This window comes from Thermodesulfobacteriota bacterium (assembly GCA_035325995.1).
GTDB lineage: Bacteria > Desulfobacterota_D > UBA1144 > Nemesobacterales > UBA2774 > JADLGH01.
The window spans coordinates 1-21,322 of sequence record DAOKYU010000020.1; the positions used below are offsets into that span (position 1 = coordinate 1).

The following is a 21,322-nucleotide window of genomic DNA, read 5'->3' on the forward strand; positions in this document are numbered from 1 at the left end:
CTTACCAAGGAGAACTCTCTTTTACAATGGACTAGTTTTTAGGGGGAAGGTCAAAACCCGTCAATATGGCAGCCAAACTTGCCGGCATGTCGGAAGATAATCAGTTATTAGTATCAGATAGATATTACAAAAAGTTACAAAGCGATCTTGTTAGGTTATCCTGTGGTTGTGGATCAGAAAACGGAGAAAAAAAATTGCTATGGGAGGAAATTGACATTGCGAATGATGATAAATTTGACTTCGACAGGGCATATTCATTAAAAAGTTCGTGGTGTCCTACTCATGGTAAGGAATATTGCGAAAATATATTAGTCTTAGATGATGAATAATTATAATTGTTCCCGTTCTATAGATTTCTTCCTTATAAGGAAACGACCATCGAAATAAACAGTATATGTAAGATTTGATCCATTAGTATTAAAGACCAAGGGGCTAAATCCTTAGTAACAAAATTCTTACTGCCAGTAAGAATTGAAAACCATAGAACGAAATTCGTTCTATCCTGAATCCCGTGCTGGACTCCAATGAGCAAAATCTGCCAAATATAAAGATCGCTGAAGAAAAACGGAATTATATAAAATAGGGTATGTATACTGCATACTAAAGATGATTTTTTCTTGTTAGCCACCATCCAATCTGTCTGTAAAATAAAATCCCCGATCAAATGTGCAAGCACCCAATGCATATCCTCACCCTCCCCAACACCCTTCACAAATCCCCGTCGTCGGCGACGTCATCAGAAGCACCCTCTGCCTTATCCCGCACATGGCGCACGGCTGCTCGCTCTGTCTGTCCGCGAAATGTATCCACATAACGTACGGCCTCCCGGCGTGAAAGCTGAGTATAAGCTCCTCAAGACTCAGGCGTGGCGACTCCGTTTGCATCCTTCCGCCTCCTCTTCCGGAGCATCTCCTGGTAATGCTCCTCCATCTTTTCCATGTGCCTCAGTATCTCGGTCTGAACCTCGATCTGGAGATATATCTTCTCGCCCAGGGCCTTTATGGATTCTTCGAGCGACCGCCTCACGTACCACAGCGGCACGCCGTCCGCGTCCGTCTTGTTGTGCCACTCGTGAAGGTCGTCCACCTTGTCTTTTATGGCGGTCACCGACCCCTTCACGTCGCTCACGTGCTCGCTCATGAGAGAGTCGGACTCCCTATCACTGCCCCTCCTTTTATCGAGGAAGTTGAGCACCTCCCTTATCACCATGAGCGCCGCTATCAGCCCGACCCCGAGCTCGAGGATCTTCCCCTCCGCGCCGCTCACTCCGTCTCTCCTTCGAGCATGATGCTCCCGCCGCACGCGAGGAAAAGCCCCGACTCGTGCTTCGAGTCGAGGTCGCCCGTGTGCATGTTCAGCCAGTGGTGCACGCACTCGTGCGCGACGATGTCCAGCTCCTCGCCCTCGGGTACTATGATCCACCCGTCCGCGCGGTAACACCCGCGCTTGAGCGTCCCGCCGCAGTCGACGGCGTTCCCGCCCTTCATGCCCCTTATCTTCGGCAACGGATAGTCGTACTCGCTTAACCCCATGCACGCCTTCACCTTCATGCACGTCTCCAGCACCCTCCCCGCCGAGGGATACGTCACTGTTTCGTTCCCGACGAGCTCGCCCTCGTATACTATCTCCGTCGCCGGCGTCATCTCCTTTGTTCCGCAACCTGCAATGCCTGCGGCCGCAATCAACGCTGCGCACACGCAGACAAAATTAATCTTCCTCATCGCTCCCCTCCCCTTTCACCGGCACAGGCGTAAAATCGAGCCTCTCCGATGTCTTGAATACCCCGGTGTAGTTGAGCGCCGCAACCAATGTATCTACAAACATCGAGACGAGGTTAAGCAGCTGCATCTGCCCGTCCGGCGCCCGCCCGAGAAAATAATCCTTCGTATCGAGAATGTTCCCGATAATGCTCATCACCCGGGACTTCCGCACCTCACCCCGCTTTATCCCCGTGAGCACACTCTCTACGTCCATCACCGTCTGGATGATCAGCGGAATCAAATCGGGCGCTATCCTTAAAAGCTCCTTCCACATACACAATCCTCCTTCGCGGACTACGTCCGCCTTTTGTCTTTCAATTTTTATTTCCTTTGGGAAAAGGCGGTGATTCCGAGCGAGCGAGGAATCGGACCCCGCAACCTTGAAACGCAAATGTTTATCCAGTACCGCTCCAAGCCTGACTATATATCGGAAGTCCAGCACCATGCGCGCACGAATCCACTGTCGCGGCAGTGGCCGCGACTCCACACATCTGTCATCCTGAACTTGATTCAGGATCTTGTTTTTTTCTTTTGTCTTTCCATTTTTCACCCCCCTTAGGAAAAGGGGGGGGTACGGGGGGATTTTGTAGTTTCTTTTTACTTCTCTCTCCCCTAATAGACCAGAAGATTGTTATTCCAACTTCAAGAAGGAGATGCCAGGCGTACGTAAATCCGCAACAGAAGAGGCGTCTGCACTACACCTGCAGCGCACCGGATGGATGAATCTCACTTCCAGCTACGCCGAGAAACACACATAAGCGTGCAAAAAAAGAAAGCCCGGCAAAAAACCGGGCCTTCTTTCTCCATACCTCTACAACCACCGCCAACCTATATAACCTGGTCCGAGCTCAGGTGAATACCCTGAACGGTGTATGCATCACCGTTCACGACAGTCGCCTGCGCCGGGGCTTTCATGCCCGAAAGCCTCTGTGTGCTTATCGGATAGTACGGGAACTCGGCGAATGTCCCGCCCCTGATGCCGTCGGTCACTTCCTGCCTCTCCACGGGCACATTCACCCCGAATGCGCTTACCTCCGCCTGTGACGCGAGCGGGAAAAGAACCCCCGCCGTCAACACCGCCGCCAATATAAGCTTCCTCATTGTAAAACCTCCTGAAAGCGTATTTACCTATTTAGTCGCATTTGCAACTAATTTGGATTCAGGATTTCTCACACCATTTACATTAACGGAAAATCGAGTAACGGCAGGCGCTTGGCTCTCATACGGCGTTCCCGAAAAGGCCGGGATTCTTTCTTCCAAACTTTTTTATCGGACGCTCCCGGCCCGCGATCCGGCTAACTTTTTCGAATGTGTAACCTTCGCCGTCCTTCCGGCATCTAAGGCGCATTCGCCGGCTCTTTATCCCCCTGCTCCCTGTTCTTCACGAGCAGGGCGGTAAGCGCCATCGCCAGTATCAGGGTCTTCGTCTGGAGCCCGGCCGATACGTCCACGCCGAATTCCGACAGGAGCCCGTAAAGAAAATCCACCGCCGCGCCGACGACCCCCGAATACACCGCCTTGTTATACTGCGTGTTCAAAAGGCTCGCCGCGCTTCCTTTAAGCTTTTCCACTCAGTCTCAACCCCCTCGCGTATGCCGCCTGAAATGCGTCCAGCCCGTGGCTCCCGCCGTTCACGAGCCGCCGCGCCTTCCTGTAATCTCCCCTCGCGAGCGCCTCGTCGATCGCACCCCTCCTGCTGTGGAGGTAATGCGCCAGCGCTCGCGCCGACACGACGGGATGCTCTATCAGCTCGGGCTTCTCTTCGAGCGGAATCCCGAGCTCCTTCCCGGCCGCCGCGTAATTGAATCTCCCCGTGAGCTGCACGGCGCCTCCGCCTCTGTATTTCCACCCGTCGGGCTCGCCCCTGTTGCCGAGGTCCTCGCGCCCGTCGTAAAGATCGAAGAACCTCCCGGCGGCTCGCCCCTCATCCGAGGTATTCCACCGCGACGCGTACTCCCTCACACAGATATTGAAATCCCCGGCCTCCGCCGCGATAGTCGCGAGCGCCATCAATATCATGCTCCCGTAATCGAGCCCGCGCTCGTCGAGGGCCATGTACACGACGGGCCAGTTCTGCCTTACGTACGCCCCGTTAGCGTGCGGCAAAATCCTTGTTACAAAATTGCTTGTAAATTTTTCCAAACATGCTAGATTCATTGTTTATATAGAGAGGGCCGCGGCGCGTTTAAAGGAGGTAAAGGAGGATGCTATCCTGCTTATTACGCGCCACGGCCCCTATTCTTTTTCATCCCCTCGATTTATTCCCTGCTCGCACCCCTTTCCAATTCGCGTATCCCAGGTAATTAGCGGCGCTCTCTAAATTTACTCAGGCTTTGTTCCGGCTTTAGCCCCTTCGACCCTCAGAGGCTCCTGCACAGTCTCAAAGCCTATTATTTCCTTACCACCTACCCCTTCCACCTCTATGGGCTTCTTCTTGACCCCGTCCTTTGGCATGCGCATTTCGCTTATCTTGTCTACGTGCGCTTCCTTGGCAACAATTGAGCCTTCCTCAATCTTGAACATGGGCCTGTGCGTATTGTCATAATCGACGAACTCGCCTCTTAGCATCCATTCCTCGCCGGGCGGGACAATCGCCTTCTCCATGCCTTCGCGGTACGGTTCGAAGCGTTCAAACGCGAGCCTGTCCATACTGCCGGTTTGGACAATCTCCCCGGTAGCGCTATCGCAAAGTACATAATTAATTTGCTCCTGCGCCTTCTCTATTTCATCATCGGTAAGGTCTTGATACAAATCCCGCATTCGTTCTATTTCCATATATCACCTTCGCAGTTCCAGCAGTCTGAGATTGAGATTCCGGCCGGTATTACCCGACGCCCCGAAATTAAGCACGACGGAATACGTAAAAGTTCCGGAAGAGCTGATGTTATCGACATAAACGCCCGATGCCCCGCCTGTTCCATTCGACGGGAAAGAGCTGGCGGCAAACGGATTCTGTATGGTGCTTACCCCTCGCCTGAGCTGATGGCTCCAGGAGCTGAAACCCGTTCCCGTTTCAATAGACATCGAGAACTCAACGCGTATCCGGGTTCCGGATCGTTTCGTAATCGACGTGCTTATGATAGTCGTGCCGCTCGGACTCAGTGCGATGGAGGAGACAACGGCCTCTACTTTATTCGTAATCTCGTCGTTTTCTATATCATTTTGCAGAATATCCCCGGTCCCCGCGCTCACCCTGCTCGTCCATCCCGAGCTCGAGCTCACTGGATTGCCCGAATGGTCCTTCGCCCTCACCCGGAGCCATCTGGTAACGGTGCTCGTGAGACTTCCGGTGTTGATCTCGATCTCGTACCTGGGCGTGAAGCTCGAATCGTTCAAATGCGTCACCACGTCCTTTATGACCGGACTGCCGCCGCTTGACGACGTATATATCTCAACCTCGTAATGCGATACGTCCGTCTCCGTATTTCCGTTCCAGGTCCAGATAAGACGGCCGAACTTGGAATCCCCGGAAAGTCCCGCGGGAGCCGCCGGCGCCGTCGAGTCTCCCCCCGCCACGTAACCGCTCCCGGAGTTATCAGCGACGACTCCCAGCCCCTTGAGCTCCCCTGTCGCGTTCAGCGATTCGATCAGGAAGTCGTACACCTGCCCCGGGACGAGCCCCTCTATCCGCGCCGATGTCGGGAAAGTCCCGGCCGATCTGTACGCGGCCACTCCGTCCGAATGAAGCTTCACGCTCACGACCGCCCCGCTGTAATTGTCCTCGGGCGGAGTCCACGTTATGAGCGCGAAGGGATGCGCCGTGAATCCGACTATCCCCATCGACATGGTCACCGCGACGCCCGTCACCGGGTCGGGCATTGTCTGCGTATAATCCGGCGCTATGTCGAACGATTCGTCCGACGGCAGCTCACCGCCCTCGTCCGTCACCGGCACGTACGTATAAGGTGCGGCCGAATACGGCACGAGCGTAAGCGAATTCGACCCCGCAGGCGTAGAGCTCACGGCCGCAACCTCCCACGCGCTCCCTTCCAGCCCGAGCGTCGGCACGCTCACGGTGACGCGTTCCCCGCGCCTTACGGAGCCCCCTTCCTGTCCCGTCTCTATAGCCATCCGCCTCACGGCCGCGGCGAGACGCTTACGCCTGTAATCGAGCCACCTGTCCGCCGTCTCGTGGTCGTGGACGAACGGCAGCGTAAGCGCCCTGTCCACCCCGCCCGCGCCCGACTGCCTTTCGATCTCGTGCAGGTACAGGTCCGACTCCTTGTTATTCTTCCGGTACCTCACCTTCAGATTCTTCACCCTCTCACCCGAATGCTGATGCGTAATTTCAGGGCTCCCCGTCAATATGTTGTTCCATCCCGTCTCGTCCCCGAGGCCGAAGCCATGGGCCGGCGGCTTCGACCCGTCCACGGTTATCTTCACGGCGTCCGCCTTCGACAGCACCATGTCCCTGAACGATAGCAGCCCCTGCGACTCGCCCGATCCATTAAGTATATCTGTTATAGTTGTGTTATCTGTTATAGCCCCTTCGCAGAGCATGTCACTGATATCCGTCAAGGCCGCCGCCGTGTCGAAAGAGCCCGAATCTATGTCCAGTCCGAGCCCCCACACCGGGTTCGAGAGAATGCTCTCCACTGCCCTTACGACGTTCGTCTCCGCAGTAAGGCCGTTAACGTCCGCGTATATAGCATCCGTGCTCCCCGAAGTCCCGAGCCGCTTCTTGAAGCGGATGAACGCCAGCCCCTCGTACGGCGAAGCCTGCGAGCCGTCGTAAAACCTCCACTCCCTCAATCGATAGTCGCTCCCCGAGTTCGGCGTCGGGCTCCACGACGCGTTGACAGTAACCCTGTTATTTGCCGAATCGTACGCCGTCACGTGCCTTATCTGCCCCGCACCCGTCCCGGCCGTGATCTCCACCCACCAATACCTATACCACCCGTCGGGCCGCCTGTCCCCGGCTTCGAGGGTAAGCGTCGTCGAAGTCGCGGGCGCAGCGTCCCCCTCTATATCGTCCAGCGCCTGGTCTTCCCTATAAATGGTGAAAACGTCCGTGAAGTTCCCTCCGCCGAGCCCCTCACCCTCGCCGATTATGTAATCGTACTCACGCGCCGCCTCGTCCGCCTTTATATAAAGGAGCGGCACTTTTACAGACCTGCCGAAGATCACCGGCACCGGCCTCCCGAGGTCGTTCGCGACCACGACGTCGTCAAAGCCCGAATCCGCCTCCTTCTCCACTTCGACGACGTCATTGAGCGTCCGGCGCGGAAGCTCCTCGGTCAGTGCAACGGCGTCCATGTCCTCGATACTGACAGTGCATCTGTGCGACAACGTCCACTCCGTCACACGTCCCTTCCATTCCCGAACGTCCCCGGTTTCGCTCACAAAGAAAAGACGCACGTAAGCGTCCGTCAGGTCAAGCGAGCTTATAAGCCCGTCGGAATTGTCGAGCGAGAGAGTAACACGCTGAAACCCCATAATGCCGAACCTCTCTCCGAGCTCCGCCTCTTCGAGACGAGGCATCTCCAGGAGCCGCCTCTCGAAAAACGCCCCCTCCGGAAACGCCCCGGACGGCATCTCCGAGCTGTTCACCTCGGCGTAGATCGTCGGATACTCGTGATCGCTCCTCGCCTCCAGGAAATCTATCGACCACTTGAAGCTATAGTCGGAAATGATTATCGAGCCCGCGCCCTGCACGGCAATCTGCGACTGCCCTTCGAGCGCGGAAACGCCCCTTATCTCTCCAGTGCCTTGAACGCCGACTTCCGCCCCGCCGAGGAGCGCCGCCAAACCGCCGGCAATCGTACCAGTCGCATCGATCTCAACCCCCGCCGCACCTGTGAGCTCATGGTCGAGGTTAATCTGTCCCTGCCCCTGTATGTCCACAGCGCCGGTGCCTGATAGATCGATAAGTGCAAAAGGCTCCACACCTAACGCGAGATAATGAAACGTGTTATTCGCAAACTGTCTTTGATATTGGAAACTTGTATTGTTTGCCGGGGCGCGCATAAGCACGTTGTTGTCTTCTGAACTATCCCCGTTCGTGTCGTGGGCTAATACATGCGAATTCTGCGCGTAGGGTATGCCGTTGAACGAGCTGCATCCCCCCGCCGACGCCGCGAACCCCACCCCCGTACAGGTATTCTGGTTACCGCTCACCTGCGGATTTCCGTACCCGATAGATAGGGCCTGCCCCCCCGTCCCCCCGCCGCTCCCCGTCGAGCTAACCCCGCGCCCGGAAAACAATACTGCACGGGGGGACTGGTCTGCCAGGTTGATGTTACTCGCCGTCGAAGTTGCGGTTGCTTCCCCTACTTTTGCCTTTAGTCCGCTTCCTCCTAAGTGGATATATCCGAAGTGATACGTGCTTCCCGCCACAGTTGACCAGTTAAGGCGAAATGTCGAGGCCCCGGACGGGTTGTGAGTCGAAAAAAACGCCCCGAAAGAGGTCGAGCCCGCCGAGTTACCAGCTTCTATAGCAAAAGAATTGCTCTGCCTCCACGCAACGGTATTAGTACTGTCCTGAACAAAGAGCGCACGCGACCTCGAATTGCCGTTGTTGTCGGAAAACCCAATCCCGTACCCGAAACTGTCTAGCGTGCTATTAAGCGACGTAATCCCGCCGCCGTTCCACGTTATTAGAGCCTTCCCGTCTGCTACGCCGGTATAGTCCTGATTCCCCGTAGAGGTCGGTACCGTTCCGGTATCTACTCGGGCGCTAAAATCGTCCCCGCCTATCAGGAGATAATACATCTTCGTCGGCAGGCCGCTTGCGCTCAAAAAATTCAGCGTGAAACTGGACGAACTCCAGGACGAAAGCGACGCCCTTTTGACGGTGTTCCCGTTTGACGGATTCATTTGAAACAGGCACCCGGAGGTATAAAGAAGCCTTTTGGCCGTATAGTTCGAGCCGCCGTCCTCGCTCGCCCCGACTCCGCACCACTCCCGGGTTCCATCCGCCGCGCCGAATGCCATAGAGCCTTCGCCCGCGTGGAAAGCGTTGTATTCGTTGCCGCCAAAAGGCAGGTTGTCAAATATTTGGCTCGGCGTAAGTAGAATCAGGAGCTTAGGCGTAACCCCTAGATTGTGGTTGACAACAAGACTCCCCGCCGACGTGCGGCAATCAAACGACCCAAAATCAAAAGCTGGCATTAATTACCCCCCGGCGTAACGTGCTCGCAGTTATGGATTGAACCTGTGGAAAAGCCATTTTTCACCTCACACTGCAGTAATAACTAATCCACCATCGATCACTTTATACTCGTCACCGTTCAGCACCTCGGCCGGGCTGTCCCACTCCCCGAACACGAGCACGTTCCCCGAGCTCGATGCATCGTAAAGCCGCCACTCCTCCGTCGTTCCGAGGTCTGCGCCCGCCGTGCCGTAATCCTCCTCGTCGGCGTTCGCTATCTCCTTCGACGACGCCGGGTCGAAGTCGGTTTCGCTCCTCGCATACCCGCCGCCGGTGAACTCGTCCCCGTTGTCATCCACCACCGCCAGATAAACGCTCGACGGCATCGTGTAGGACGAAACCCCCAGCATGTGATTCACGATCAGCGGCTTCAGGTAGTCCGAGAAGTTATCCTGCGCGATGATCTCTATCGCCTCGTCCAGTATCTTTGGCGTGGTCCCGGTCGGAAAATTCCTCGTCGGAATCGAGAACCCGAATATGAAATTCCCGCTCGTCTCCGCGTCCCAGATGCCCACGTGCGTCACGGTTATCCCGCCCGCCGGCGCCTCGTCGAACGTTATGTCCCCGTCGTTCGTCGCGGGCACGCCTGCCGACGCCGCGTTCCATCCCGTGGCCGGCTGCTTCCTCACATATCCCGAGTAATCGTGCTCGTTCGCGCCGTTCAGCCCCGGGTCCCCGTCGTGTATCGACACGTAAACCGTCGGCATCGTCCACGACGCCCTCCCCGTCACGTGATCCAGTATCTTGTTAGCTCCGTATGTTCCTAGTGCCATAAAGCTCCGTCCTCCTTTTGCCCGAAGGCAGGTTTCAAAAATCTATCCTTTGTCTTTGTTCTTCCCCCCCTTAGAAAAAGGCCTGTCGCGGCGCTTGTCGGGGCGTAGCGCTGCGAAGCCTGATAGCCTCGCGTAGCCGGAGGGGTCATGGGGGATTTATCTTTTCCGTCCTCATACCTTCCCCCCTCCCTCCTGCGGGAGAGGGATAAAGGGTGAGGGGGCACCTTATACTTGTCATTCCCAACAATTCCGAACGAGTGAGGAATTGGACGCCGTTATCCTACTGCACAAACGTTTATCCAGTACCGCTCGCAACTTACTTTCTTTAGCAATAATGCTTGCTTGTCGGTCGAAGCCTTTTTATCGGTCGAAGCTTTGGCGTAGTCCGAGGCGTAGTCCGAGGCGAAGTCCGAGGCGGAGTCCGATATAGGGAAGCCATTCTTTATAATTAGTCATCCTGAACTACGATTTCGAGCGAGCGAGGAATTGAGAGCCCTTGGCCGATTGCAAGAAAGTCCTTCCAGTACTGCTCAATAGCAACTCAAACCAAAACTTTCAGGATCTCGCTTTTATCCTTTGTCTTTCCATCTATCTTTTATCCCCCCTACACCACCACCTCGAACAGCACCGTCCCGAAATCCGCCGTATTCACCCCCGGCGCGCTCACGCTCGCCCGGAGCTCCCCCGTTTTCTTCACGAGATACGCCTGCCAGCTCTCCCCGAGGTTAAAGTCCAGGAACAGCGTCGCCGTCGTGTCACGCAGGAGCCCCGCGGCCTCTTCGACCTGCGGTCCGCGCATGTTGGTAAGCGCCTCCGTCTTTAGCGCGAACGATATCATCATCGGCGGCATGATCCCGAGCTTTATACGCTCGCTCCGCCCCGTCGGAAACTGGTTCACGACGACGTTGCTGTCGGGGATAGCATACTCCAGCGGATACTCCACCCACGTCGCCGCGTCGAGCTCCGCAACGTTAACGGGCACGCAGAACGTCCCGATCCTGAAGTAATCCGCCCCGTCCACGGGCGACTGCGCCGGTATGTATATTCCCAGGTACCGTTTCGACGTCAGGGTCAGATTATCGACCCGCCTGTAAACGCCGTGCATCGGGTCCATCTCGACCGCCCTCTCCCCGCCGACGTCCGCCCACCCGCTTGCGCCGTCAGCCGACTCCTGGTACTTGAACGCCGCAAAATTCACCCAGTCGAGGTACGCCGTAATGTCCGTCCTCGCCTCGCCCAGGTCGATCACCACCCTCTGCGCCGACGCGACTGTAGCAGACCGCCACGCCCTCTGCGGCGACACCCTCGTCACGATATTCGACGCCGGGAACTCCGCCGCCTCGCTCGTCGCCGACTCCACCGCCACATCCATAAACCCCTTCGCCAATCTTCTATTCGCCATTCCGCCTCTCTCTTTATTCTCTGTCATTCCCGCGCTTGTCGCGGCGTAGCCTCGTGTAGCCGGAGGGTCTGTGGGGATTTGCAAACCGTGTCCCCGTCCCTGCGGCTCGCAGCCGCACGCAATCGAAGTAGCAGCGCTTCACGTGATTTTAGCAACTTCGGCGCTACGTCGAAAATCCCATCATATTGCAAGCCGCCACACGCGGCGCAGCAATACCCCTCCGGGCCGTCAAAATTCGCGTTAAGAAAATCGAGTGAATGAGCGTTAAAAATCCGATGTGGGGCTGTGGGCCGGTGGAGGATTTAGCGAAGGAACGATGATTTTTAGCAGAATTTTTCCCGGCCCGTGATTTTTGCTACTTTTCATCAAGGAAAAGTAGAAAACCCCCGCACCATATTGACCAGCCAGCTCAGAACTTCCCCTTCAGCTAATGGAAACTCCCAGCAGTAAACAATCGAAGTAGCAAGGCATTGCCACAATCACCAGCCGCGCTTCACATAGTTATAGTCTCAGGATATGCTACGCCTAAAACCACTCATACGTGGCTGCCTTTCGCCTTAACCTTTAATCCCCTCTTCCACGCAGTGAAGAGGGGCCTATTTACCCCATCCTCTTCGCGCCCGCCTCCTGTATCGCGCTCCTGAGCCGCCCGCCCTGCCTTATGCTCCTCACCAGCATATTCTCTATCTCGTTCCCTATGCCCGCCACGGTCGCGCCCGACCCGCCGTTCACATTCACGCTTATCGCGACGCTCATCTCGTTCTTCGCCTCTTCGAGAACGGCCCTCCTCGCGAGCCCGCTTATGTGCCCGCCCTCCCCGGACAACTTCTCCGCCAGCCTTTCCACGAGCCCGCCTGCCGCGCCTCCCCCGGCGCTCATCCCGGCGAACTCTTCCATCATCGACGTTATACGCGCGCTTCCGACCCTGTCCGCAAGCTCCGTCAAGCGCCCCGCGCCGACGAGCTCCCGGCCGAGCCTCGTAACGGGCCCCGTTCCTTCTATGCTCTCGGCGAACGTCTCCAGCGCCCCGCCCAAAGCGCCGCCGAGCCCGCCCGTCATCTCCGCCGCGAGCGCCATGTGTTTCTTCATCGCGCGAACCTGCGCCTCCGTGACGACAGCCTCCGTCCCGTGCAGCACTGCCAGCGTCCCCCGGCCGAAATCCCTGAGCCCGCCCGAGCCGCCGTTATATCCGCTCAGGCTCGCGAGCGCGTCCGAGATATTCGTCAAAAGCCCCGTCTGCTCCTTCAAAGTAACGAGGTGCTCCTCGGCGATCCCCGCAATCGCCTGCAATCCTTCCAGCTCCGTCGCGAACCCCGTAATGCTCGCCTCTTCTAACTGCGCAAATCTCTCTTCGAGAATCCGCATGTACTCCGTCCGGATATACTCGAACAGCTCCTGCAGCTCCTGCGACGCCTGGAATGTATGCTCTGCTATCTCCGCGTCTATCGCGGTCATCTCGGCCCGCATGCTCTCTATCCTGGCGTCTATGGCCTGCAACTGCGCCTCGCTCTGCGCCCGGGCGCTCTCTATTCGCGCGTCGATGGACGCCAGGTGCGCCTCGTTCTGCGCCGTGAGCCTTTCGATCTCGGCGTTTATTTCCTCGACGCTCCTGCCCTGGCCCCCCGTCATCTCGGCAAGGCTCGAAAGCCCTCCCGTAACCTGGTCGAAGATAGCTACGAACTCGGGGCTGTTCACCCCGAACGCCTCCCCCGCCGTATCGAATATGGTCTTGAATGCCTCTTCCAGCTGTCCCGCTAGCTCGAGCTGCCGCTTCGGGTCCGCGGTTTGCGCAAGCTCACTCTGGAGCCCCGCTATTCTCGACTGGAGCTCGTTCACCTGCTCGACGCCGGTCAACACCGACTGGGGCGAGAACAGGATACTGTCGAGGGTCGCTCTTATGGATTCCGTAAGCCGCGCGAAGTCCTCCGCTATCCCCAGCTCTTCGTTGAGCGCGTCGATGCGGGCGTTGAAAGCCTCCTGGATACGATCCTTCTCCCGGTTCAGGCTGTCTATCCGGGCCTGCGTAGCCTCGGTAATAGCCTCTTTTTCCCGCGTAAGCGCGTCTATATTCTGCTGTATCGTCTCTTTCTGGATCTCCCCGGCGGCCACGAGCGCTTTATGCGCCTGCTCGAACGCCGCCTGCTCCTGCGCCAGCATGTCGTTCGCGATCCCCGCGAGCTGGTCGAGGAATCCCTCCTGCTCCGAAAGCGAAAGGTCCCCCATGTTCGCGTTCAGGAAATCCTGTATCTGCGACGCCGCCGTGTTCAAAAACCCCGTCGTATCGACAGCCGACCCGCCCAGGCTCACGATCGTCGTATTCATCTGGTTTATCTTCCCGATAAGCCCCGTTATAGCGCTCGTTATCTCCGCCATCAGCGACACTATAGCGTTCCTGAGGTCGGCGTACGCCTGCACGGTCTCGGCGTCGATCTCCGCGTTCTCTATCATCTCCCCGAGCGACTTCCTCAGCTCGTCGATAGACGGCACCGCGTCGAACCCGAGCTTCGCCGAAAGGTTATTTATGCTCTGTATCGTCTGCCCTATGGAATCGTTCACGTTTCCCGAGACTATATTGAACGCATCGACGAACGCATTGAACGTCGCGATGAACTCCGCCCCCACCTCGGCCCGGGCCTCTCTCGACCCCGCGGCCTCCATGTCGGCCATGAACTTGTCGATCAGTCCCTGCGTCCCTTCGGCCGAAACCCCGAGCGCACGGAACGCCGGCTCGAAGAACGATTCCCTTATCGACGCGAAGAACTTCGCCGGCAGCTCGCCCTCGATAAACGCCTGGAACTTCTCGGCGATCTTCTTCCCCTTGGCGTCGAACTCTAAAAGCCTCTCCCCCGCGATCACGGTATCTATATCTATCTCCGCGCCGAGAAGCGTCTCGTTAAGCTCCCTGAACATGTCCGTCGGAAGCTTCGCTATTATGTCCTGTATCCCCTCGATCGTCTCTTCTATGCGCTCACGTATGAGCTCCAGTATTTGATTACTGCCGCCCGCGCCGATTCCGACTCCTCCGCGCTTCACGGACACCTGTCCGATGTTATCCATGAAGAATTCAGGATCAAGGAATTCGGCCACGACCGCAGCTCGTTCCTCAATGTCATTCTTTACCTCGTCAAATTCGATATCGAGACGAGGGGTTTTTTTGAGGAACGGCGCGATTATTGTGAAAGCCAGCGCAGCCGCAGCTAACACTGCTCCGACTACGGTAACAGCAGCTCCTGCGGTTGCCATAAATCCCGGCCCGGCTAATTCGCCAATTATTGGCACACCCAGCGGCCCGATTTCCCCGGTAAGACCAATTCCGGGAGATACAATCCCTAACCCCTGCCCTAATGTGGAGAATGCACCCCCGCTTCCGAAAAGTCCCAAACCGCTGCCGACAACACCAGCCCCCTGTTGTGCGATATCAGCCGCATTACCCCCTCCCCCCGCAGCTTGCGCGGTTTTTCCTATTCCAAATAATCCGCCTATGCTAATGACGATCTGCCTCGTCGCGATGGCGGACACCATATCCAGGAATGATTTCAGTATGGATTTAAAGGCGTTCTTCGCCACATCCGCGAGGGATTCAAACTTTCCGGTTACGGCATTATAGAAGAAATCGCTAAAATTCTGACTCATGTTCGAGAGCGTATCAGCGAAGAAGTCCGCCATCAGCTCGCTGTTGCTCTCGACATTCTCAACGAAGTCGACAAATCCCTGCTTTATGCCATCAAAAAATCCCCCAGTATTTTGTACCTTTTCGATAGTATCGACATACCCTTCTACACTACCGCTTGCTTCATCAACAACTGTGCTAGAATCTCCAATTCTTTGATTCATCTGTTCTTGAGCATGAGCGACATTTTCATTACTCTTTGCTAGGTTCTGCAAATTTGGATCAAGATTTGTGATCCTTTCAGATTCATTCTTTAATTGATTCACTGTGCTTTTCGTAGATTCTGCAAACTCACTCTGTGCTCCCGCACCGGCAACTAACCCATCCCCAACCATTTTTAGCTTGCTATCAAGGCTTTGCAAATCATCTTCAGTAAGTTTTATTTTCTCACTTCCTTTCTTCAACTCGCCACTTTGTTCTTTTATAGTCTCGGTTAACTGTTTATTAGCAATGGCGGCTGTGCTCCGGCTTTCACCCATCTCCATAACTGCTTGAGCATTATCTTTGGAAATAATTGCCTGTTCTTGGTTTATCTGGTTAGTCTGTGCGGTAATCTGGTTGCCTTTTTCTTGAATTGCTTGCGTTTCTTGAAGATTGCCTCTGAACAACTTCATCAGCTCATTAATTTGCTGTATTCTTTCCGGTTTAAAAAAATTAGCAGCTTCAGGATGTTCAATTTCTAAAAAATCTTCAAAATTAATCGTTTCACCGCGGCTTCTTTCAAAACTTAATGCCAGTTGTGCTATGGTCTCATTTGCGGCACCGAATATAGTGTTCTGTGCCTCGGCGACAATCTTGTCAATCATAGCGGGGTTCAAACTCTCTTGAACGGTTAAACCTAAATTGGCAAAATTGATCTGCGAACGTATTTCATTTTCATCAAGCATCTCTTCAATAAGAACAGTTGCTACACCTCCTATTGCACCGATTAGAGCTCCAGATAAAGCTGCTGGCAATACGGCAGGTCCGCCTACTGAACCCACAGCTGCTCCACCAACAAAACCAGTGCTTCCACCGACTAATGCGGCTAATACTAGTTTTTCATAAGTAGAGGTCTCAGGAGCTTTAAAGTTTGAGGCTGTAAAACTCGCATTCTTTAGTGCCCGAGAAGTGGCATCATTAAGGCCTTTCTCATATTCTGACACTGATTCTTGCAATGGTTTTTGTACGTTATTTTTAAGTTCAGAAACTTCAAACGTCGATTTCACATAAAATTCGATATCAGTCATATTTTGTTTAAATGCAGATCCTTACGACCCGCATTATTCTCCATTGATATTTTTTTATAAACCTTAAATAGGCAAGCGTTAACTAGATTTTTATCCTTAATTCTTTATAATAGTCCAATGCAAAAGCTCATCAATTTGTTAATCATGAGTTTGTTTCTCATTTCTTGTCAGTCGAACAGTCAAGGCTCAAAAGATATTGAAGTACTTAATAAGAAACGGAACGAATTCGCTGAGATCTCTAAAAATTCTACTGGTGCAGTCGAAGCACATTGGCAAAGTCCTTCGGTTCTTGTCTTAACTGTTAAACAAGATTCTCTTAAAGAGAGCGTAGGATCCGGAATAATGGGAGAAAATGGGGAAATATATGTTCATGAAGCCTTCACTATAGCTGTAGCTCAGGCAACTCTTGGACGTAATATGACTGGTGAATTAATGTGCGTTAAAGTCCTGTACGAAGACGGACAAGAAGTTGCTGCAACTTGTGCAGCAAAGCAAGAATAAATGTCTTGCAACATTCCCACCAGAAACTCATTACGAAACACTTATAATTTCACACCGTTTCCACGTCTTAGCTAGAATTCTGGTACTCTATGGTTTAAAATTATCCCATGAAATTTAATGTATTTGTGTATATGTTATGCGTCGAATGTAAAAAGATTTATAAGTTTGATTTTGGCACAAATTTTTTTTTAGCAATAGCTCTTATTTGTTCTTCACTTGGAATGTTCTCACCATTTTTCTATAACGACAGCTATCATCCTAAAACTAAACTAGTAGTTTCAGCCATAGCTATACCTTTTTTTATATTGGGTTTTATTATTCTGAGTGGTATCAACAAAAAAGAACGAAACTGCAAAGTATGCAATGGCAAGAAAACGCTCATAAGACTCGACACACCCAAAGCCATAGAAATTATAAAAGAGAACAATTTATCGCTTCCCGAAAAACCGGTAGAACCGCCAAAGCCCAAGCTCCCCTGGCAAGTGGGTTAATCTTCACCGTTCCCGACAATTCCGCCATTCCTAACCCCCAATACACATTCTGTGTATTAATAGTCCTATAATAGTCTGACTTTTCCCCGATTTTAGTCCTATAAAAGTCCTATATTTACACAATCTGTGTATTTAACCCACTTTTTAATACACAAACTGTATATAAACCAGTCCCCAATACACATTTTGTGTATTTTTTTCTTTTATCTGTCATTCCCAACGATTTCGAGCAAGCGAGGAATCGGACGCTGTCACCTTACAGCACAAACGTTCATCCAGTACCGCTCTCAACTTACCACCTTTAGTATCAAGGCTTGTATCGGGAATCCATAATCTGTCATTTCGAACCGAAGCGTGAGAAATCTCTCCTTATATATATGCAACCCTCACGCCATATATATACAACCCCTCACGCCGCAAGCCTATATTCCCATTCCTCTTTCTGTATCGTCTGCCCTATGGAATCGTTCACGTTTCCCGAGACTATATTGAACGCATCGACGAACGCATTGAACGTCGCGATGAACTCCGCCCCCACCTCGGCCCGGGCCTCTCTCGACCCCGCGGCCTCCATGTCGGCCATGAACTTGTCGATCAGTCCCTGCGTCCCTTCGGCCGAAACCCCGAGCGCACGGAACGCCGGCTCGAAGAACGATTCCCTTATCGACGCGAAGAACTTCGCCGGCAGCTCGCCCTCGATAAACGCCTGGAACTTCTCGGCGATCTTCTTCCCCTTGGCGTCGAACTCTAAAAGCCTCTCCCCCGCGATCACGGTATCTATATCTATCTCCGCGCCGAGAAGCGTCTCGTTAAGCTCCCTGAACATGTCCGTCGGAAGCTTCGCTATTATGTCCTGTATCCCCTCGATCGTCTCTTCGAGCTTCTCCTGTATTATCTCCTTGATCCTGTCGTTCCCGCCGACGCCGAGCCCCGCCTTCCGCTTGACGGATATCTGCGCTATATCCTCCGTGAAGAAATCCTCGTCGAGAATCTCCGACACGAGCGCTGCCCTACGCCCCGTCTCCGTCTTTATCGAATCGAAATCTATATCCAGCCTCGGAGTCTTTTTGAGGAGAGGAGCAAGGAAGGTATACGCAATTGCCGCGGCTGCCAGCACAGCTCCTACCCATGGTAACGCAGCTGATAGGAAACCCGGCCCCGCAGCTGGTATCGACGATATTCCCGATAAACCAAACGTCGCCGCCCCACCCGTCGGAACAGTTCCGACAGAGGAAATCCCGGTAAGACCGAGTGACGCACCTACGCCCGAAGCGCCGCCCGCAGCACTTGCACCTGCTCCTATTGCGCTTATGCCTCCGCCTAACGCCGCTCCTCCCGCGCCGCTGCTGAACATACCAGCCAGGTCACTGCCAACTCCCACCGCTTGTTTCCCGAATCCCAGGTAATCTGTAGCGCTGGCTCCCTTCGTGCCGATACCAATCGCTCCGGCTATGGAAATAACTATCTGCCTCGTCGCTATAGCCGCGACCATATCCAGAAACGCCCGCAGTATTGCTTCGAACGTCTGCTTCGCAAGATCCTGGAGGTTATCGAATTTGCCGGTCAGGACGTTATAGAATAAATCGCTGAAATTCTGAGACATCTCCGTAAGTGTATTTGCGAAGAAGTCCGCCATAAGCTCGCTGTTGCTCTCCACGTTCTCGACGAAGTCGACGAACCCCTGCTTTATCCCGTCGAAGAATCCGCCGCTGCTCTCCACCTGCTCCAGAGCCTCACCGAATTGCTCCGCACTCGCCCCGGCGTTATCCATAACGGCACTTCCATCTGCAACCGCCTGTGTCATATACTCTTGCGCCCCTGCAAGCTCCTCACTCCGGGCACTCAAATCCCCCGTGGTCGAATTCAGTGTGCCTAATGTCTCTTCTGCGTTGCCGGCCTGATCAACCACTCCTTTTAAGGCATTTTTATCAAGGTCTTTAGTTTTCTCCGCCGCCTCCCCAGCCGCCGAGCCAACCCCAAGAAGCTCCTCCTTCGTATATCCGAAGATCAAAGCTCCGTCTTCAAAACTGGACAGGAAATCGATCATTGCTTCGCCGGCCTGCTCAGTTTGTTCGATAGTACCCTGCAGACCGCCGCCATTTAACTTATCAAAGGGTTCCTGGGCATTTAGCAAAATGTTACCGAGGTTCTCTACTTGACTTATTAATTTTTCATAAGGGTCTGATTTCTGGAACAGCTCCGCAAATGCTTCATCCTTGGCAAGTTTTAAGTTTTCAAGTCCTTCTGTTATTGCTGTAATTCTTTCACGAAGTTTCTGTTCTTCTTCTGCAGTTAATACCCTTGACCCCTGTTTATGCCTTTCTAACGCCGCTTCTATGCCTCTCTTCTCAATTAATAAACCAATGCTCTCTATACTCGCAGCTAAAAGCTTAAGATCAGCCACTACCCGTTTGGGAGTATCCTTGACCTCAAGAAATAGGTTTTTTAAAAGCTTAGAAGATGTCACTCCTCGTTTTAATAGCAATCCAATGTCAAATATATCCTGCATGTTATTTTCATTCTGGATATCCCTGATCGTTTGCGCAATCTCTTTGAGTGCCTCATTAATTTTGGCTGCATCGCTTTCTTTAAATGTGAGGCTTATGTCAAAGGTACTTTTCTCGGTCATCTTTTTTTTAGATAAACGCATCCATACACATGACACGTTTCATCCTGCTCCTTGGTTAGTTTTTAATTTAGTACAGATTAATAATCTTCTATTCGGAATGAAATCAACTATATATAGAGGCTTGCTTGCCTATATTCATTAATATTTTATTAAGCTCACACTATTGGAATTGAACACGTATTCCATTATAATTCGTACATGCAGAGAAATGCTGAGATAATCAAGATTTGCTTATATTGCTTACACTCAGGCGAGCCAAAACGCATTACTTATGATGATAGTCTCATCACCTTAGCTGGTTTCTTCCTAGGGCTAGGTTTTATTTGGATTCCTATAGAACTTTCTAAGCCCTTCGTTCTCGATTTTGAATCTTTATTTTTACTAGCGTTCCCTGTTGGTTGTTTCTTGATCGGAACTTATTTGATTGCCAGTTGCTTTAATGTAAACAGTGATGCATGTCCGAAGTGTCAAAATGGAAGGATGATTGATCACATAAATAACAAAACGAGTGAACTAATTGAACAACCAGTCACTGAAATACCAATTAACAATATCTTAGCTACGCAAAAGATATGTGTTGAATGTAACTACATAGGCAATGAAATCCGCGATACAAAATTTATTTTAATTGGAGCCTTTTTTTTAATTTTTATAGGCATCACTTCATTCCCTATTTACTACACGAGCTCAATCATACATGCCTTAGGATCTATTATCTGGTTAATCTTTGGTATCTATATATTGATATCCCACCTAACAAAGAGGAACAGATGCCCCAACTGTATAAAGAAAAAAACTATGATCCCCCTCGACACCCCCCGCGCTCAAGAGCTCATCAAAGAACACAACCTCACAATTCCAACCAAATAATTTCTCCTACTACATAAATACACATTCTGTGTATTAATAGTCCTACAATAGTCTGACTTCTCCCCGATTTTAGTCTTATAAAAGTCCTATATTTACACAATTTGTGTATTTTCCCCTTCACTTCTGTCATTCCCGCGCGCAGGCGGGAATCCATAATCTGTCATTTCGAACCGAAGCGTGAGAAATCTCTCTTTATATATATACAACCCTCACGCCGCCATCCTGTACTCCATCTCTTCCATCTCCTTGATCCTGTCGTTCCCGCCGACGCCTAGCCCCGCCTTCCGCTTGACGGATATCTGCGCTATATCCTCCGTGAAGAAATCCTCGTCCAGAATCTCCGACACGAGCGCGGCCCTACGCCCCGCCTCAGTCTTTATCGAATCGAAATCTATATCCAGCTATCTCGCCCTCCCACAATTGCTTTTTCCCGCTCTTCCTCTAAACTTTTCCACATGCGGCTCTTCATCCCGATCCTGCTTCTCGCGATAACCACGCTCGCCCCGTCTCTTGCCCTCGCTGACCCTCCCCCCTACCAAGACATCTGCGAGGTGGATTCCAACTACCTCTGCACATCCAAAGGGAAAAAGGCCTACGTCAAATCCGGCCGCGACAAAACATCCCTCGGTAAAATCGTCGCCCTCGTCTGGCTCGACAGGGGCGAACCCCTCTCGCTCTCGCCGCGGGTCGAAGCCTGCAAAAACGGCTACTACTACGTTATCGCCCCCACAGGCCAAAAATCCGACCGGTTCCTCATCGACACAATCCTCGTCGAAACCAAATAACACGACTCCGTCATTGCTGTAGATGTTAAGTAATTCGGGGACAGGATTTAAGGAACTCTGCC

The 21,322-nt window shown here is 52.9% G+C and carries 17 protein-coding genes; 3 read left to right on the top strand and 14 right to left on the bottom strand.

Annotated elements, in window-relative coordinates:
- Nucleotides 1-65: 65 nt before the first annotated feature.
- Nucleotides 66-329, top strand: coding sequence for a hypothetical protein (locus tag PKC29_14750; protein ID HML96679.1), 264 nt, complete (start codon nt 66-68; stop codon nt 327-329).
- Nucleotides 330-689: 360 nt separating this feature from the next.
- On the opposite strand, the gene PKC29_14755 is transcribed toward PKC29_14750, so the two are convergent.
- The 12 genes from PKC29_14755 to PKC29_14810 all read right to left on the bottom strand — a co-directional run bounded on the left by PKC29_14755 (nt 690) and on the right by PKC29_14810 (nt 14,172).
- Nucleotides 690-812, bottom strand: coding sequence for a hypothetical protein (locus tag PKC29_14755; GenBank protein ID HML96680.1), 123 nt, complete (start codon nt 810-812; stop codon nt 690-692).
- Nucleotides 813-852: 40 nt separating this feature from the next.
- Nucleotides 853-1,266 (bottom strand): hypothetical protein, encoded by a 414-nt coding sequence (locus PKC29_14760; GenBank protein HML96681.1) that lies wholly within the window; start codon nt 1,264-1,266, stop codon nt 853-855.
- Nucleotides 1,263-1,643, bottom strand: coding sequence for a hypothetical protein (locus PKC29_14765; GenBank protein ID HML96682.1), 381 nt, complete (start codon nt 1,641-1,643; stop codon nt 1,263-1,265). The genes PKC29_14760 and PKC29_14765 overlap by 4 nt, the downstream gene beginning before the upstream one ends.
- Nucleotides 1,644-1,707: 64 nt before the next feature.
- Nucleotides 1,708-2,034 carry a hypothetical protein gene (locus PKC29_14770; GenBank protein ID HML96683.1) on the bottom strand — a complete coding sequence of 109 codons (327 nt, stop codon included), beginning with the start codon at nt 2,032-2,034 and terminating at the stop codon, nt 1,708-1,710.
- A 554-nt stretch (nt 2,035-2,588) separates the two neighbouring features.
- Nucleotides 2,589-2,861: a hypothetical protein gene (locus tag PKC29_14775; protein HML96684.1), complete on the bottom strand. Its 273-nt coding sequence runs from the start codon at nt 2,859-2,861 to the stop codon at nt 2,589-2,591.
- Between the two features lie 236 nt (nt 2,862-3,097).
- Entirely contained in the window at nt 3,098-3,331 is a 234-nt protein-coding gene (locus PKC29_14780; GenBank protein ID HML96685.1) for a hypothetical protein, read from the bottom strand.
- Nucleotides 3,318-3,866: a hypothetical protein gene (locus tag PKC29_14785; protein ID HML96686.1), complete on the bottom strand. Its 549-nt coding sequence runs from the start codon at nt 3,864-3,866 to the stop codon at nt 3,318-3,320. The genes PKC29_14780 and PKC29_14785 overlap by 14 nt, the downstream gene beginning before the upstream one ends.
- 216 nt (nt 3,867-4,082) lie before the next feature.
- Nucleotides 4,083-4,535, bottom strand: a complete 453-nt coding sequence (locus tag PKC29_14790) for a hypothetical protein (GenBank protein ID HML96687.1) — start codon at nt 4,533-4,535, stop codon at nt 4,083-4,085.
- Nucleotides 4,536-4,538: 3 nt separating this feature from the next.
- On the bottom strand, nt 4,539-8,693 hold the full coding sequence (locus PKC29_14795; GenBank protein ID HML96688.1) for a fibronectin type III domain-containing protein: 4,155 nt from the start codon (nt 8,691-8,693) through the stop codon (nt 4,539-4,541).
- 243 nt (nt 8,694-8,936) lie between these two features.
- Complete coding sequence (locus PKC29_14800; protein ID HML96689.1) at nt 8,937-9,683, bottom strand: hypothetical protein; 747 nt, start codon at nt 9,681-9,683, stop codon at nt 8,937-8,939.
- 604 nt (nt 9,684-10,287) lie between these two features.
- The gene (locus PKC29_14805; GenBank protein ID HML96690.1) at nt 10,288-11,085 is read right to left on the bottom strand and encodes a hypothetical protein; all 798 of its coding nucleotides are present in this window, start codon (nt 11,083-11,085) and stop codon (nt 10,288-10,290) included.
- Nucleotides 11,086-11,685: 600 nt separating this feature from the next.
- Nucleotides 11,686-14,172 (bottom strand): hypothetical protein, encoded by a 2,487-nt coding sequence (locus tag PKC29_14810; protein ID HML96691.1) that lies wholly within the window; start codon nt 14,170-14,172, stop codon nt 11,686-11,688.
- Nucleotides 14,173-16,101: 1,929 nt separating this feature from the next.
- On the opposite strand from PKC29_14810, the gene PKC29_14815 reads away from it, so the two are divergent.
- Complete coding sequence (locus PKC29_14815) at nt 16,102-16,485, top strand: hypothetical protein (protein ID HML96692.1); 384 nt, start codon at nt 16,102-16,104, stop codon at nt 16,483-16,485.
- Nucleotides 16,486-17,385: 900 nt separating this feature from the next.
- Here the strand turns inward: PKC29_14815 and PKC29_14820 are convergent.
- Both PKC29_14820 and PKC29_14825 read right to left on the bottom strand, forming a co-directional pair.
- Entirely contained in the window at nt 17,386-19,605 is a 2,220-nt protein-coding gene (locus tag PKC29_14820; GenBank protein HML96693.1) for a hypothetical protein, read from the bottom strand.
- Nucleotides 19,606-20,684: 1,079 nt separating this feature from the next.
- Nucleotides 20,685-20,822: a hypothetical protein gene (locus PKC29_14825; GenBank protein ID HML96694.1), complete on the bottom strand. Its 138-nt coding sequence runs from the start codon at nt 20,820-20,822 to the stop codon at nt 20,685-20,687.
- Between the two features lie 108 nt (nt 20,823-20,930).
- On the opposite strand from PKC29_14825, the gene PKC29_14830 reads away from it, so the two are divergent.
- Nucleotides 20,931-21,260, top strand: coding sequence for a hypothetical protein (locus PKC29_14830; GenBank protein HML96695.1), 330 nt, complete (start codon nt 20,931-20,933; stop codon nt 21,258-21,260).
- The last annotated feature ends 62 nt before the right edge of the window (nt 21,261-21,322 follow it).